Genomic DNA, 14,887 nt, shown 5'->3' on the forward strand with positions numbered 1-14,887 from the left:
CATATAAGAAAAGGTAGCTTAGGCTGCCTTTTTTTATGCGCATCTATTGCTTGATTGGTACGATAACTTTCACAGTTATTGCTAATTCAGTCATTTTAAGCTAGGCTTATCCTTTACGCTGATACAGCTTATTATTTTTAACTATGTTGACCCCTACTTCGAACACCCCGTTGATTTATGCCGATGATGGCTACCTGAGTCACCAATTAAGACTGGTTTTACTTGAGAAAAAAATAGAATTTAGTGAGACGAACATTCGTGATGATGAGGATTTTGCCGAAGATTTACCTGATATCAATCCTTACAACACGCTACCGGTATTTATTCATCGTGAATTGATTTTATATAACAATCGCATTATTTTTGAATACCTTGAAGAGCGCTATCATCAGAACAAACTGCTACCTGAAAATCCGATTGAAAAGGCACAATACCGTCAATTATGGTGGCGCATTGAGAAAGACTGGATTAAACTGGCAGATACGCTATTGACCCATAAGGATACCTTAGATGTCAACCAAGCAAAGATTGCAAGAAAGCAACTGACTGAATCTCTTGTTACCATAGCGCCGCTGTTTGCCCATAAAGCTTTTTTTCTTTCAGATACTATGGGTGTATGTGATTGCATTTTGTCATCGATTTTATATCGCTTAAAACCCATGGGTATTGAATTGCCGCTGCATCTGTGCCGTCCGTTGTATCAATATATGGATCGGATGTTTAATCGCCCAACCTTTAAAACTAGTTTAAAATAGTAATCATTAAAATAAGAGAATCATCATGGAAAACGACTTTCAACTCACCCCGACTCGCCCTTATATGGTACGCGCTATTTTTGAATGGCTTGAAGACAATAACCTAACTCCACATATTATGGTCGATACGACGCAGCCCAATGTCACCGTGCCTGTCGAATATGTGCAAGATGGTCGTATCGTACTTAATATCGCCAGCCGTGCCACAGGTAATTTGGTCATTAATAATGATTTTATTAATTTTCATGCGCGATTTGGCGGTGTTTCGCAAGAATTATGGGTACCGATGCAAGCGGTGATGGGGATTTATGCCAGAGAAAATTCACAAGGCATGTTCTTTGACCCAACGGAATACGATAATGCCCCGCAATCTGAAATCAATGCCAGTCAACCAGCAGAGTCCACCGACGCACAACGTCCAAAACGTGAGAACAAAGCAGGGTTAAAAATCTTGGATTAGTGCATTGTCACTGGCAATATGGGTTTAATTTTGTTAAAATAATCAATTACTTTTTTAGTTTTGAATAGGATAACCATAGTCATGGCACGTGTCACTGTAGAAGATTGTCTAGAAAATATCCACAACCGTTTTGATTTGATTCTTATTGCCAGTAAACGTGCGCGCCAAATCGCACGCGGTGTATCAGAACCTATGGTTGAGCGTGAAAATGATAAACCAACCGTACTTGCCCTGCGCGAAATCGCTGAGGGCCTTGTGACTAAAGAGATTTTAAATCAACCTGAGCGCGAATTGCCTAACAAATTTCACCATGTTGATTTGAGCATTTCAAGTGGTCATGGATTCTAATGGTAGCTTAAGCCACTGTTACTAGTTAGCGACTATTATTTTATAAAAAGTCACCTTTTTTAGGTGACTTTTTAGTTGAATGAAACGTGGAATGAAACGTGGAATTATATGTAACTTAGCTTGACAATTCGCAGTAATTTTGCGAATAATTAAGATATCTTTATAATACGTTTTTACTAACTTTAGCTGGTTTGATGCCAGCTATTTTTATCCAACCGTTTTTTATGATAGAGTTAACTGCTGACCAGGACAATATGAATTTTTTAGCAGGTTAAACCTATCGATCGTACGTTGAGGGCACATTTTTGAATATATCAACTTTACCAAAATTAAGCCATCCTGATGTGGATATTGCACAGTTTGACCTAATGCGTGTATTGGATTATTTGGATGATGCCGAACAGCAAATTGTTCTCAAAGCCTGTGCCTTTGGCGACCAAGCCCATATCAAAGATAAACGCAAATCTGGCGAGCCTTATATCACCCACCCTATGGCGGTAGCGGAGATTTTGGGTAGTTTTCGTATGGATGTCGATACCATTGTGGCGGCAATTTTGCATGATACCGTTGAAGATACCCCTACCACTGAAGAAGATTTGACCCGAGAGTTTGGCAAGGCAGTTGCCCAAATCGTCAATGGTGTTACCAAATTAAAATCCTCCAATGAAAAACACATCAATAAAGCCGCGACTTTTTATCGCATTATTACTGCAACGCTAGAAGACCCGCGGGTGTTGATTGTCAAATTGGCAGACCGCCTGCACAATATGACCACCATCGAAGCGGTGCCTGAGAAAAAACAACAGGCAACCGCACAAGAAACGTTGGATTTTTATGTGCCGTTTGCTCGTACCCTGGGGCTTAATGATTTAGCCGACTATATCGAGATTTTATGTTATCGCAGCCTAAATGCGCCTATGTATAACAAGTTATCAGATAAGCTTATGCAGCATGGTTTGGGGCGCACCTTTCAACAAGAAGCTATTCATAACTATTTAAATATCGTTTTGAGCCGACTGGATGTTAAAGGTTATGTCAAAGATGTCGATAATCGCGTGACTTTGTTTCGCCAGTTCTTTAAAAACCGCGGCGAAATCACCGATTTGCTGTGGCATTATGAATTTATGCTGGTCATGGATAAAGTGGAAGACTGCGACCAAATCGCCAAGTATTTTATCAATAAATACCAAATTGCGCCTGAGTGTATCGAAGACAATATCCGCCATCCGCGTGCGGGGGGCAACCAATCACTGACCATTACCTATAAAAACGGCCATGATACCATCAAAGTGGTCATTCTGACTAAAACCATGCTCAAAACCACCCGTTTAGGGATTTTGATGGGTGAAGCCGCATCGCCGCTTAGCCAGTCAGTGATTCAGGCCTCTCTACGCAATCTGCAAAACTTGATTGCCGACAATGAAAGCGATATCGAAGAGCAGCCATCTGATGCGGTGACGGTGGTTGATAAACTGATTGATTATCTTCACGAACGTAAAATTATTTGCTATACCCCAAACGGTGATGCTTATGAGTTGCCGCGCGGCTCCACAGCGCTTGACTTCGCCTATACTATCAGTACCCATATCGGTAACCGTGCAACCGGCGCTGAAATCAATGGCGTAGAAGCCAAACTGGGTACGATTTTGAAAACCGGCAATAGGGTCAAAATTCATACCGACCCCAATGCGATTCCAAAAGCGGAGTGGCTGGGTTTTGTGGCAACCAATAAAGCGCGGCGTGCCTTGTTTGAATGGTTAAAAGGCTTAAATCCAGAGCAAAAAGAGCACGAAGGTAAAACCGCCTTTGAGCGCGCGCTTAAAACGCAAAATCTTTCACTCGCTGATGTGAGTGATGAACAATGGCAATTGCTACTTGATTGGCGTGGCTTACAGGATAAAAGTGCGTTCTTTACGGAGTTTACCACAGGTAAATTGCTACCGCAGATTGCCGTTTCGCGCTTATTGACCCAAGAGCAGCTTGCCAAAAACCAAGCCAGCGCCCATGCCGCTAACCAACCGCAAAGCTTGATTGCGGATGCCGCCAATATGGAGATGAATTTTTCCAGCTGTTGTCATCCTGTGTATGGCGACCCGATTGTCGGGCATATTTCAAAAAATGGCTTGGTGGTGCATCGACATAAATGTTTTTCGATTGATGAAATTCGCCGTGTCAATGAATACCAAGTGATTCCGCTACATTGGCGAGTGTCTAACAGTGAGGATGAGATATCCAAGCGTATTTATTTTGATGCCGCGCTAAAAATTAATCAAAACCTGACCGATGAGCAAATCAGTGATTTAATCTTTATTGTACGTGATACTCAGGCGGGTTTTGAATATATCGAACAGCGTAATGGCTACACCTTGCTGTTCGTGGTGGTGCAAAGCCGTGACCAGATTGCAAGCTTAATTCAGCGCCTACGTACCTTCTTGGGCTACCCCAATATTGTAAGGCTGTATCAATGGAATGACGAAGTGCTACTTTCTCAGAGCCAAAACACATCTGCAGCAAAAAATAAAGATATTTTATAAACCCATCATACTGTAATAGGAAATAATATGAGCCGTGACATCATTCATACTGACAATGCGCCTGCTGCGGTAGGCACTTATTCACAAGCCGTGAAAGTTGATAAGACTGTCTATATTTCAGGTCAAATCGGACTTGACCCAAACAGCATGACCCTAGCCGATGGCTTTGTTAATCAGACCAACCAAGTCATGTCAAACATCGATGCTATCTGCCAAGCCGCAGGTGGTTCGCTTGCCAATGTGGTGAAGTTTAATGTTTCGCTCACCGATTTGGCAGATTTTTCTGCCTTAAATGAGATTTTTGCGGCGCGTTTGTCTGCCCCTTACCCTGCTCGTGCCGCGGTGCAAGTGGCAGCCTTGCCAAAAGGTGCGGTGGTCGAAATTGAAGCGATTTTGGTTTTAGATTGATTTTGGTTTTATAATGTTAACCCGCTCAAATGGAAGGTGAGTTACCAGACTTGCCTTTTTTTATGTCAAATTTTTGTCCATCTGACCACAGTTTAACGTATAGAATTGGGCTATAATTCAACCCTACAACAATTTTTAAAGGTGTGTTTTGCTAATCCAAGTTGCCTTACCTGTGCCCATTGATTCGGTGTTCGATTATCGCGTTGTGGGCGATGCGTTGCCCGCGATTGGCTGCCGCGTCCGAGTACCGTTTGGTGCGCGCAAATTGGTCGGCATTGTGGTGGCGCATATTGAGCACAGTCAGCTTACGCAAAATGCCATTAAACCTGTATTGGATATACTTGATGAGCGGCCGATTGTCGATGAGGCGTTGCTAAAACTCGCTTATTGGCTGTCTGCTTATTACTGCTATCCGCTTGGCGATGTGTTCGCTGTCATGCTGCCGACTTTGATTCGTCAAGGGATGACGCTTGACTACCGACAATTATGTTGGCAACAATTACGTGATGCCACTGACGAGGATTTTTCTGCCAGCGCAAAAAAGCAACGCCAACAATTTGCTTTATGTGAACTGGTCATCAACTCGCATGGCAATTTACATCGCAATTCGCATGGCAATGCCACAAAACTTGTAACTGAGTTTGCGCTGGTAGACAACGGTGTCGAGCCCGCTTATTTAAAAAAATTTGAGCAAAAAGGTCTGATTGCGCCTGTTTATCAAATGCCATCTTTACCCAAGCTTGCTAAGCTTGCCACCACACCGCTCACCTTAAATTTGCAGCAACAACAAGCGGTGCAAAAAATCACCCGCGCCTGCCAGCAGCCACACTACGAAGGTTTTTTGCTCAATGGGATTACGGGAAGTGGCAAGACCGAAGTGTATTTGCAAGTGATGCAAACGGTACTGGCGCAAGGCAAACAAGTGCTGATCTTAGTGCCAGAAATTGGGCTGACCCCACAGACCAGACAGCGATTTGCCGAACGATTTGACGCCCAAGTATTGATGTTACATTCGGGACTTAATGACACCGTGCGGCTTGATGGCTGGCAACAATGCCGACTGGGCTATGCGCAAATTATTATCGGTACCCGTTCGTCAGTGTTATACCCATTTGCCAATTTAGGGCTGATTATTGTCGATGAGTCGCATGACCAATCTTATAAACAGCAAGACTCACTGCGCTATCACGCCAGTGACGTGGCGCTCTATCGTGGGTTTCAGCTTAATTGTCCGGTGATTTTGGGTACCGCGACGCCATCGCTTGAAAGCCTGTATTTGGTACAACAAGGTAAACTCACCGAGCTTACTTTGACCCAGCGTGCAGGCGATGCCAAACCTGCCATTATGCAGCTGATTGATGCGCGCCAACAGGCATGGCAAAACGGTTTGGCGCAAAGCTTAATCCAAGCCATTCGGCAAACGCTGGACAAAGATGAGCAAGTATTGGTATTTTTAAACCGTCGTGGCTACGCGCCCATCTTATTATGTGATGCTTGCGGTTGGCAAGCAGACTGCCCGCGCTGTGATGCGCATTTGACAGTGCATTTTCAGCCAGTGGCAATGCTAAAATGCCACCACTGCGATTGGCAGCAAGCCATCCCAAACCATTGCCCCAGCTGTGGTAGTAGCAATCTTGACCCTGTGGGCATGGGTACTGCGCGGATGGTTGAAGGGTTAACTGAGCTTTTCCCCGATGTGCCTGTGATTCAGATTGACCGCGATACCACGCGTAAAAAAAACAGTTGGGAGCAAGTGTATCAGCGTATTGCTGATAATCCCAAAGCCATTTTGGTGGGCACGCAAATGGTGGCAAAAGGGCATCATTTCCCCAATGTGACCTTGGTAGCAATCCCCAATGCTGACCGCGGTTTTTTATCCTCAGATTTTCGCTCGCCTGAGCATACCGCCCAGCTGATTATCCAAGTGGCAGGTCGTGCGGGTCGTGCCGATAAAGCGGGTCTGGTACTGATACAAACCCTGCAACCTGAAAATCCGGCGTTACTGACTTTGGTACGTGAAGGATATCTAAGTTTTGCCCAGCAATTATTGGCTGAGCGGCGCATGTTGGGATTGCCGCCATTTACTTACGCTTGTTTGGTACGGGTGGAAAGCAAATCGTTAGAAAACAATCAGCAAATTTTGCATCAAGCGATGGCGCTGTTGCCATCACGCCAGCACATGACAGCCTTGGGCATTGCCATTAATGGCCCGGTGGATGCGCCGATGGCAAAGAAAAACAGTCGCTATCACTCGCATTTATTAATTTTGACCAAAACACGCCACGTTCGCCAGCAGCTATTGTCGGACTGGTGGCGACAGACGATTGCGTTGCCATCGGCAAAGTATGCCAGACTATCGATTGACATTGATCCGATGAGTTGGTCTTAACCTGACTTGCAAAACCATTGATTTTGCTAAAGCGCTTATTTCACACTGATGTTTAAATGGGCTTTTTTCAACTCGCTGATTGGGCTACAATTTAGCTAATTTTTGCCATTGATTAGGGTAAGTAAATAACAATGACCCCAAAACCGCTTCAAGATTCAAAGCAGCCTACTGATGTGCACCCTAATGCGCATAGTCATGGCAACAATCATCACCATAAGGACATAACAATGACCCCAAAACCGCTTCAAGATTCAAAGCAGCCTACTGATGTGCACCCTAATGCGCATGGTCATGGCAACAATCACCGCCATGAGGATGCTGACCACAGCCCCAGTCACAGTCACAGTCACAGCCATACCGATAATCAGCGTATCATCACCATAGCGTTTGCCATCATTGCAAGCTATATGATTGTTGAAGTCATCGGCGGTTATATTACCGGCAGTTTGGCGTTGTTATCAGATGCAGGTCATATGTTTAGTGATGCGGTGTCACTTGCCATGACTTTGTTTGCGTTTATCATCGGTAAAAAATCCGCTACCTCTCATAAAACTTTTGGTTATCGCCGTTTTGAGATTTTGATTGCGCTCATCAATGGGGTAACGCTACTGATTATCAGTGCAGGTATTATCTATGAAGCGGTACTGCGTTTTGAAGCGCCGCCACAAATCGCCACCACGGGTATGCTAGTTATCAGTACTATTGGGCTTATCGTCAATTTGGTGGTGGTCAAACTGATGCACGGTGGTGATACCGATAATCTCAATATGAAAAGCGCTTATTTACATGTATTAAGTGACTTGCTAGGCTCGGTGGCTGCGATTATTGCTGCTATTGTGATTATGCTGTTTGGCTGGGTGTGGGCAGATGCGGCAGTGAGTATTTTGGTGGCGCTACTGATTGTCCGCAGTGGCTATGCTGTCGTCAAAAACGCCGCCCATATCTTGATGGAAGGCGCGCCCAATGATATTGACCAAAGCGTTATTATCAAAACCCTCTCTGCCCACCCAAACGTGTTATCGGTTCATGATTTACATGTTTGGACGATTACCAGCGGCTTACATAGTTTATCTTGTCATATCATCGTTCCAAGCTCGCTGACCCTGCAGCAAACTGATGCGCTATTATCAGACTTACAGCATGAGTTACAGCATTTAGGCATTGGGCACAGTACCATTCAATTTGAGAGTGATTTGCATGCGCACTCCGCGCAGTTTAATTGTGATATTACTAGCGCACCCCCTGTCCATGCGCACGCGCACTAACCGACTTTTTGACCTAAGGTGCCAAAAAATCGGTGCTGCCGCTGAGCATCATTGGTTTTGTTTTTGGGTTGTTGTAATTTTGGATTTTTAGTTTGAATGGCTTTGGCTATTTAACTTTTCTTACGGGCTGTGGTCTAAAAAGTATGTTCACTAGACCCAGCCATAATTGACATAGTGAAACAGTAAATCAAAAGCCTTAAAATGATTAATGAGCTTCTTGGAAAAACAGCAAGTTTTTCTAAAAGCTCGCCTCATTCTGTGCCTAAAAAGATTATTATTACCTTCAATATCGACCGTATAGTATTTGCCAACATTTTTAAAATCAAAATCAAAAGCGGTCAGAAAACTATCCCAGTTATCACAGCAAACATAGCCAAAATTAACACCCAGCTCTTGAAGCTTTGCTCTAAGCTGTTTTGCTGTTGTTAAATTACGCTTACCCCATACAAAGGTAACAATTTCATTGGTATCTGGGTCGTAAGCATAGACCAGCCACACTTTGTTTCTCTTGCAACCCACATACGTCCAAAATTCATCGACTTGCAATCGACGATAATAGCGCCTCTTTGGTTTTATCTGATAGTTAGATTGTACTAGAACACTTAGAACCTTGTATTTGCTAACCTTTTCAATGGCTACAATGTCAGCAATGCTACATCCCCTAACTAACATTAAGCGAATTTTGTCTTCAATGAAACTTTGACATCCCTTATACTTTAGTTCACTGTCATGGATAAATTGCCGATGGCAGTCTTTACATTGATAGTTCTGTTTGCCGTAGATTTTCCATCCATTTTTCTTTATACTGAAACTTAGACAGCTTGGGCATTTGATTGTAATTTGTGTCTTCATAACCTCAAATTATCATCTTTTTCTCAAGCTGTCTTTTTTATTTATACTTCAGCATACTTTTCAAACCACTACCTTCTTACGATTAATTGCTTAATTGTGCGCATTACTTAGGCTAAATATGTTAGGATGAATCAGCACGCTGCTGTGGCAAGCCTTATTTGCTAAACGCTTGCTAAACGTTTGCCAAATAATTAAACATCTGTATTTAATATCTATATTAAGTTTCTATTAAATCTATATAAAAATCATTAGCTTACTGGAGGTAAACGCGTATGACACACCGTTCTGCACCTTTCGTGGCACCCAACTTGCATCTCACCCAATCTGATGGCTCAGACTCAGATAATGGCAATCCCTCAGCATTACTGGTTGATGAAAAGTCGCATAAAAAACAGGTCAAGTTATTGCTGTCCACCTTGCAAGCAGATATTACCCAGTTTCGGGATAATTTTTTTCCGCCGCCCTATCTGACCCAAATTCAAGATTTGCCTATTTATGCAGGCAATTTGGCAGAGGTGCAAAGCTATGAGCAAACCTGGCAAGCTTTGATTGATCGCGCCAAAGCGTTTTATCCTTCGGCAGGATTGCCGCCTGATTATCTGCCATTACCCGCAAGCCTTGAGATACCGCAGTTTATTTATCATGTGCAAAAACTACATTTGACCCGTACCAAAGCCAAAGAGTCCAAAAATTTTGGCTCGGTGGGTGCACTGGTTGAAAAATGCGGTCCGTATGAGGATGCCCAGTTGATGGCGATGGAAAATGCCTTAGCCAAAGGCGAAGACGTGCGGCTGGTGGCGCATCGTGAATTTATTGATTTACGTGCTTATGTGTTTTGTCGCAATCCCAAAGGTGAATTGCTAGAGCCTGAACGGATTCGTTTTTATCGCACAGGTTTGGTGATTCAAACGTTAGCAGACTTTAAAGTGGTGGACAGTCGGCAAACTCCCCGTAAGAAACGCAATGACGCCTATAAAAATGCGATTGCCGATAACGGGATTTGGAAAATTTTTGTCAAAAATTAAAAATATTGAGGTTTTGTATGTTTGTGCTTGCCGCCAGTGCTGATAGTTCTATGATGCTTGACGCAACTATCTTTTTGGGTGCGGCAGTGATTTTGATACCGCTTGCAAAGCGTTTTGGTATCGCCACGGTATTGGGTTATTTGTTTACCGGTTTGCTACTGGGTCCAAGTTTTTTGAAAGTTGCGGGTAACCCCGATGACTTGCTGCATTTTTCTGAATTTGGGGTCGTGCTGCTATTATTTATTATTGGCTTAGAGCTACAGCCCTCTCGGCTTTGGGCACTTAGGCAACAGATTTTTGTGTTAGGCGGGCTGCAGGTGATTGTCACGGGCGTGGTGCTGATGCTGCTATCGTGGTATTTTTTAGATATTCGGCTATCAAATAGTTTTGTCATCGGTTTTGGCTTGGCGCTGTCATCTACGGCGTTTGTGTTGCAGTTATTGGGTGAAAAGAAGCAGCTTGCCACCACGCATGGTCAACAAGCCTTTACTATTTTATTGTTTCAAGATATCGCGGTTATTCCTTTACTTGCCGCATTGCCATTTTTGTCGGGCGCGCAAGAGCAAAATTACGATTGGATTTATTTTGCCAAAGTCATCAGTATTTTTGCTGGCATGATATTTGTCAGTCGGTTTGTGGTACGTCCTTTCTTTAAGTTCGTGGCCTCTAGTAACGCCACCGAGCTGCTCACCGCCACGGCGTTGTTTATCGTACTGGGTGTGTCGCTATTGATGAATTATATAGGCTTGTCAATGGCACTTGGGGCATTTTTAACCGGGGTGCTACTGGCTGACTCCGAATACCGCCACGAGTTAGAGGCAAGTATTGAGCCATTTAAGGGGTTGCTGCTTGGGCTGTTTTTTATGTCAGTCGGTATGCTTACCAACGTCAAATTAATTGTCGCCAAGCCCTTTCTCATCATTGGTTTGGCAGTATTGCTGATGCTCATTAAGTTTGTGGTGCTGACAATCATTGCGCGGCTCATGGGCAACAAAAACGAAAGCAGTATCCGTCTTGGGGTAACGCTAGCACAAGGCGGGGAATTTGCCTTTGTACTGTTTAGCGTGGCGACCGCCCAGCATCTGTTAACCCGTGAACAACAAAATATTCTAAACCTTGTGGTGACTGTCTCAATGGCAATGACGCCACTGGCATTTTTATTACTGGAAAAAATTGGCAATCCGATATTTGCCAAAGCTAAGCCCAGTAAAGAATACGACAAAATACCCAACCATGAGCACGCGGTGGTGATTGCAGGCTTTGGACGTGTCGGGCAAATCATCGGTCGTGTGCTACGTATGCACAATATTGAATTTACCGCGATTGAAAAATCTGCCAACCAAGTCGATTTCGTCCGCAAATTTGGTAACCAAGTATACTATGGCAATCCCCAAAATCCTGAAATCCTACGCGCAGCAGGGCTTCAACGAGCCAAAGTTTTTATTATTGCCATTGGTGATATCGAGCTGTCGGCAACGGTGGCCGATTATGCCGTACGCAATTATCCGCATCTGACCATCTTGGCACGTGCCAAAAACCGTGAGCATTATTATCGTTTGCGCGATGCGGGGGTTAAGTATATTTGGCGAGAAACCTACCTATCTTCGCTGGATATGTCACGCGAAACCTTGGAAGTATTGGGCATGGAGCCAAAAACCGCACGAAAAACCGTGCAAATGTTCCGCGATTATGATGACGCATTGATTGAACGGCAGCGCGCCATCTATGAAGATGAAGCAGAGATGATTGCCTCAGCACAATCGGCGATTCAAGAACTCGAAAGCTTATTCGATAGCGATATGACCACCGCGAAAAATGAACTCCATAAAGAAAAAGAGCGGTTTGAAAAATTGGCTGATGAACCCAAGCCCCATTAGCCACATACGAATCATTAAACAATAAAAAAGGGCAATCACGTTCACGATTGCCTTTTTTCAACCAAATAACTAAAATCTAAATAGCTAGAACCTAAATGGCCAAAAATCAAATCACTAAAACATATCACGATCAAAGGTAGAGGATATTTTATGAATCGACAAATCCGCGCCATTAAACTCTTCTTCATCGCCTAAACGTAGTCCCATGAACTGCTTGATAATCCCATACACCAAAAATCCTGTCGCTGTCGCAAAAAGGACGCCCATCACACTGCCGAGCAGCTGCGCCCAAAAACTCACGCCACCATGACCACCAAGCCAATGTTGCCCAAAGATACCCACGGCAATCCCACCCCACAATCCGCACACCCCATGCAGCGGCCATACGCCAAGTACGTCATCAATTTTTAAACGATTTTGGGTAAAGGTAAATAACCATACAAACAACCCGCCCGCGATACCACCGACCACCAAGGCGCCTAAAGGGTGCATGATATCCGAGCCTGCACACACTGCCACCAGACCTGCCAACGGACCGTTATGCATAAAACCTGGGTCGTTTTTGCCCACTATCATCGACACCAAAGTACCGCCCACCATCGCCATCAGCGAATTGACAGCTACTAGTCCTGAGATATTGCCGATTTTTTGTGCCGACATGACATTAAAGCCAAACCAACCGACAATCAAAATCCATGAACCCAATGCCAAAAACGGAATAGATGACGGTGGATGGGTACTGGCATAGCCGTGTTTATAGCGGTTACGTCTGACACCAAGCAACAACACCGCGCCCAAGGCTATCCAACCACCAAACGCATGCACCACGATAGAACCTGCAAAATCATGAAATTGCACCCCAAATAGCGACGCAAAAAAACCTTGCAACCCATAATTGCCATTCCATACCACCCCTTCCATCACAGGATAAAAGAAAGACACAATTACAAAGGTCGCCAAAAAAAGCGGCAATATTTTGGCACGTTCTGCTACCCCACCTGATACGATAGCGGGAATTGCGGCGGCAAAAGTCAGTAAGAAGAAAAACTTCATCAGCTCATAGCCATTGCCGAGCAACAAAACATCAGTACTATGAAAAAAATTGATACCATACGCAAGTGGATAGCCAATAAAGTAATAGGCAATGGTGGAAATACAAAAATCGCCCAAAATCTTACCGAGTGCATTGACTTGGTTTTTTGCCCTGACTGTCCCTAATTCTAAAAACGCAAAACCTGCATGCATCGCTAGAATCATCACTGACCCAATCAATAAAAACAACACATCTAAACTTGAATGCAAAACTGGCTGCTGCATTAACACACCTCACTCACATGGTCAAACACTTAGGCAAAATTAAAAACGCTTGCTAAAGCAATAAATCTTTTTAACCGCTATCCCTTTTTGCCCCTAAGCGAGGCATCAACGACGTGCGGTCAATCGACAAGCTGGCAATTGTATGCAAAATCATTGCCAATATTTACAAAAATTAACAATTCAATTTTTGATAAAAAAAACAGCCTAATTTTAGGCGGTTTTAATTATAATTAAGTTATTGATAATAATATATTTTTAAATAATTAAATTTCTTTTAGTAGCCAATTTAATAGCCAATTACTAAAATTTTTGATGAATTTAGATAGAATTTATTTTTTGTAACTAGCTAAAATCATGCCCGCCTAACGTGTCTAAAAAGTCCTTGCTCGTACTGTGCAGAAAACTCTACCGCCTAACGTATGCAAAAAGTAGGGTTAACTTGTCCGAAAACTCTACCGCCTAATGTGTGTAAAAACTCACTACGAAATTATTGTAGTGGTTCGCCAATCAAAAAACCACTCGTTAAACCTTTGCTAAAACTTCTTTTGCTATCTCTCTAAACTCATCTCTTTCCCATTGCGTTACTGGTCGCACTGGCTGAATGTTGAATACTGGCGGCTCATTGTGTTTAATCGTCAATGTATCGCCTTTATCCAATCCAAGTAACTTAGCCTTTGCCATACTTGCTTGTATCATTGACGCTGGCTTTCTTTCCTCAATCGCCATTTGTCTAGCGGCTTCCAATTCCTGCAAAATATCATCTAGTTTCATTGCATGACCTCAAAATAAAGTTTTGCTAGTTCAGTGGCTGATAATTCGGCTAAATTGTCGGGTAGTGGGGTAACATAACTTACATTAACATCAATCTGCTGCGCTGGCTCTTTCGCTGGCTTATCTAGTCCAAGTAACTTAGCTTGTGCAAGGGTAGCAGTTACAAGGCTGTTGGCGTTCTCGTTTCTAATCGCTATATCTTTGGCAAGCTGTAAATCTGCGATAAGGTCGTTTAGGTTGGGTAATTTCATTTGCTCATTACTCCTATAATCTGCTGTATTAGCGTTTAAGTTTGCTTACCCATTCTAATTCAAGCCCTAGCAAGTGGTCGGCTATGCGGTCATGCTCACTGACTAATCTATCATAGGTTTTGCGGTGCATACCTTTGGGGCGGCTGCCATGTCCGTTTGCTATACCTTGCTGCCACTGTAGGCGGTGTCTAATCTTTGCCACTTTGCGAAATAGTTTATCAATCGGCTGCATTAACTGGGTGGCATAGTTCGCACCAATGCAATGCCTGCATACATAAACCCCTGCACAATATAAAACGCCTACTCGTTTATTGCAGTTAGGACAATTAAACCAATAGCGATAATTACCGTAATGGCATGATGAGGTGGTAATTCCAACATCATAGCCGTATGACTTACCCCTAAAAGAATAATCAAGGTGGATTGCTTTGGCGTGTTGTCCTAGCCTGTGCTTAACGCTGGTAATCGTCATCTTTGGATAATCGCTAAGGCTGTGAGCTGTGGCTAGTTTTCCCATATCTAAATCATTAAGCAAATTTAGTGTATTTTATCATACATCAGTGTTGCGTATCTTTAACAGTGGGCTGTTACAGTCATTTGTTAAATCAATCATGCCCGCCTATCGTTCGGCTTTG

Annotated in this window: 14 protein-coding genes; 9 read left to right on the forward strand and 5 right to left on the reverse strand. The window is 43.5% G+C overall.

Annotation, left to right across the window (positions count from 1 at the left end; translation table 11 throughout):
- Window positions 1-143: 143 nt before the first annotated feature.
- The 7 genes from RT084_RS00960 (at window position 144) to RT084_RS00990 (ending at window position 8,159) form a co-directional block, all read left to right on the forward strand.
- Window positions 144-755 (forward strand): glutathione S-transferase N-terminal domain-containing protein, encoded by a 612-nt coding sequence (locus tag RT084_RS00960; protein WP_312384386.1) that lies wholly within the window; start codon window positions 144-146, stop codon window positions 753-755.
- 25 nt (window positions 756-780) lie between these two features.
- Window positions 781-1,215, forward strand: coding sequence for a ClpXP protease specificity-enhancing factor (locus RT084_RS00965; protein ID WP_007116516.1), 435 nt, complete (start codon window positions 781-783; stop codon window positions 1,213-1,215).
- A gap of 81 nt (window positions 1,216-1,296) precedes the next feature.
- Complete coding sequence (gene rpoZ / locus RT084_RS00970; protein WP_007116517.1) at window positions 1,297-1,563, forward strand: DNA-directed RNA polymerase subunit omega; 267 nt, start codon at window positions 1,297-1,299, stop codon at window positions 1,561-1,563.
- 368 nt (window positions 1,564-1,931) lie between these two features.
- Window positions 1,932-4,097 (forward strand): HD domain-containing protein, encoded by a 2,166-nt coding sequence (locus tag RT084_RS00975; RefSeq protein ID WP_312384594.1) that lies wholly within the window; start codon window positions 1,932-1,934, stop codon window positions 4,095-4,097.
- Window positions 4,098-4,124: 27 nt separating this feature from the next.
- Window positions 4,125-4,505 (forward strand): Rid family detoxifying hydrolase, encoded by a 381-nt coding sequence (locus RT084_RS00980; protein WP_312384383.1) that lies wholly within the window; start codon window positions 4,125-4,127, stop codon window positions 4,503-4,505.
- A 148-nt stretch (window positions 4,506-4,653) separates the two neighbouring features.
- On the forward strand, window positions 4,654-6,894 hold the full coding sequence (locus tag RT084_RS00985) for a primosomal protein N' (RefSeq protein ID WP_312384381.1): 2,241 nt from the start codon (window positions 4,654-4,656) through the stop codon (window positions 6,892-6,894).
- 227 nt (window positions 6,895-7,121) lie between these two features.
- A complete protein-coding gene (locus RT084_RS00990) occupies window positions 7,122-8,159 on the forward strand; it encodes a cation diffusion facilitator family transporter (RefSeq protein WP_313097237.1) in 1,038 nt (345 codons plus the stop codon).
- A gap of 150 nt (window positions 8,160-8,309) precedes the next feature.
- Here RT084_RS00990 and RT084_RS00995 read toward each other — a convergent pair whose 3' ends face one another.
- Entirely contained in the window at window positions 8,310-9,011 is a 702-nt protein-coding gene (locus tag RT084_RS00995; protein ID WP_312384377.1) for an IS1 family transposase, read from the reverse strand.
- Between the two features lie 272 nt (window positions 9,012-9,283).
- On the opposite strand from RT084_RS00995, the gene RT084_RS01000 reads away from it, so the two are divergent.
- Together RT084_RS01000 and RT084_RS01005 are read left to right on the forward strand one after the other, a co-directional pair.
- Window positions 9,284-10,036, forward strand: a complete 753-nt coding sequence (locus tag RT084_RS01000) for a hypothetical protein (protein WP_312384376.1) — start codon at window positions 9,284-9,286, stop codon at window positions 10,034-10,036.
- A 17-nt stretch (window positions 10,037-10,053) separates the two neighbouring features.
- Complete coding sequence (locus tag RT084_RS01005; protein ID WP_312384375.1) at window positions 10,054-11,913, forward strand: monovalent cation:proton antiporter-2 (CPA2) family protein; 1,860 nt, start codon at window positions 10,054-10,056, stop codon at window positions 11,911-11,913.
- 114 nt (window positions 11,914-12,027) lie between these two features.
- Here the strand turns inward: RT084_RS01005 and RT084_RS01010 are convergent, their stop codons facing one another.
- The 4 genes from RT084_RS01010 to RT084_RS01025 all read right to left on the reverse strand — a co-directional run bounded on the left by RT084_RS01010 (window position 12,028) and on the right by RT084_RS01025 (window position 14,769).
- Entirely contained in the window at window positions 12,028-13,230 is a 1,203-nt protein-coding gene (locus RT084_RS01010) for an ammonium transporter (protein WP_312384373.1), read from the reverse strand.
- A 522-nt stretch (window positions 13,231-13,752) separates the two neighbouring features.
- Entirely contained in the window at window positions 13,753-14,001 is a 249-nt protein-coding gene (locus RT084_RS01015) for a hypothetical protein (RefSeq protein ID WP_050324271.1), read from the reverse strand.
- Window positions 13,998-14,252, reverse strand: coding sequence for a hypothetical protein (locus RT084_RS01020; protein ID WP_312384372.1), 255 nt, complete (start codon window positions 14,250-14,252; stop codon window positions 13,998-14,000). The genes RT084_RS01015 and RT084_RS01020 overlap by 4 nt, the downstream gene beginning before the upstream one ends.
- A gap of 28 nt (window positions 14,253-14,280) precedes the next feature.
- A complete protein-coding gene (locus RT084_RS01025; RefSeq protein WP_312384370.1) occupies window positions 14,281-14,769 on the reverse strand; it encodes a hypothetical protein in 489 nt (162 codons plus the stop codon).
- Between the last annotated feature and the right edge of the window lie 118 nt (window positions 14,770-14,887).

The organism is Moraxella sp. CTOTU48717, assembly GCF_032057165.1.
GTDB lineage: Bacteria > Pseudomonadota > Gammaproteobacteria > Pseudomonadales > Moraxellaceae > Faucicola > Faucicola tetraodonis.

Coding starts and splice junctions, on each gene's coding strand:
- RT084_RS00960 (WP_312384386.1), top strand. CDS start 144: ATGTTGACCCCTACTTCGAACACCCCGTTGATTTATGCCGATGATGGC.
- RT084_RS00965 (WP_007116516.1), top strand. CDS start 781: ATGGAAAACGACTTTCAACTCACCCCGACTCGCCCTTATATGGTACGC.
- rpoZ (WP_007116517.1), top strand. CDS start 1,297: ATGGCACGTGTCACTGTAGAAGATTGTCTAGAAAATATCCACAACCGT.
- RT084_RS00975 (WP_312384594.1), top strand. CDS start 1,932: ATGCGTGTATTGGATTATTTGGATGATGCCGAACAGCAAATTGTTCTC.
- RT084_RS00980 (WP_312384383.1), top strand. CDS start 4,125: ATGAGCCGTGACATCATTCATACTGACAATGCGCCTGCTGCGGTAGGC.
- RT084_RS00990 (WP_313097237.1), top strand. CDS start 7,122: ATGACCCCAAAACCGCTTCAAGATTCAAAGCAGCCTACTGATGTGCAC.
- RT084_RS00995 (WP_312384377.1), bottom strand. CDS start 9,011: ATGAAGACACAAATTACAATCAAATGCCCAAGCTGTCTAAGTTTCAGT.
- RT084_RS01000 (WP_312384376.1), top strand. CDS start 9,284: ATGACACACCGTTCTGCACCTTTCGTGGCACCCAACTTGCATCTCACC.
- RT084_RS01005 (WP_312384375.1), top strand. CDS start 10,054: ATGTTTGTGCTTGCCGCCAGTGCTGATAGTTCTATGATGCTTGACGCA.
- RT084_RS01010 (WP_312384373.1), bottom strand. CDS start 13,230: ATGCAGCAGCCAGTTTTGCATTCAAGTTTAGATGTGTTGTTTTTATTG.
- RT084_RS01015 (WP_050324271.1), bottom strand. CDS start 14,001: ATGAAACTAGATGATATTTTGCAGGAATTGGAAGCCGCTAGACAAATG.
- RT084_RS01020 (WP_312384372.1), bottom strand. CDS start 14,252: ATGAAATTACCCAACCTAAACGACCTTATCGCAGATTTACAGCTTGCC.
- RT084_RS01025 (WP_312384370.1), bottom strand. CDS start 14,769: ATGGGAAAACTAGCCACAGCTCACAGCCTTAGCGATTATCCAAAGATG.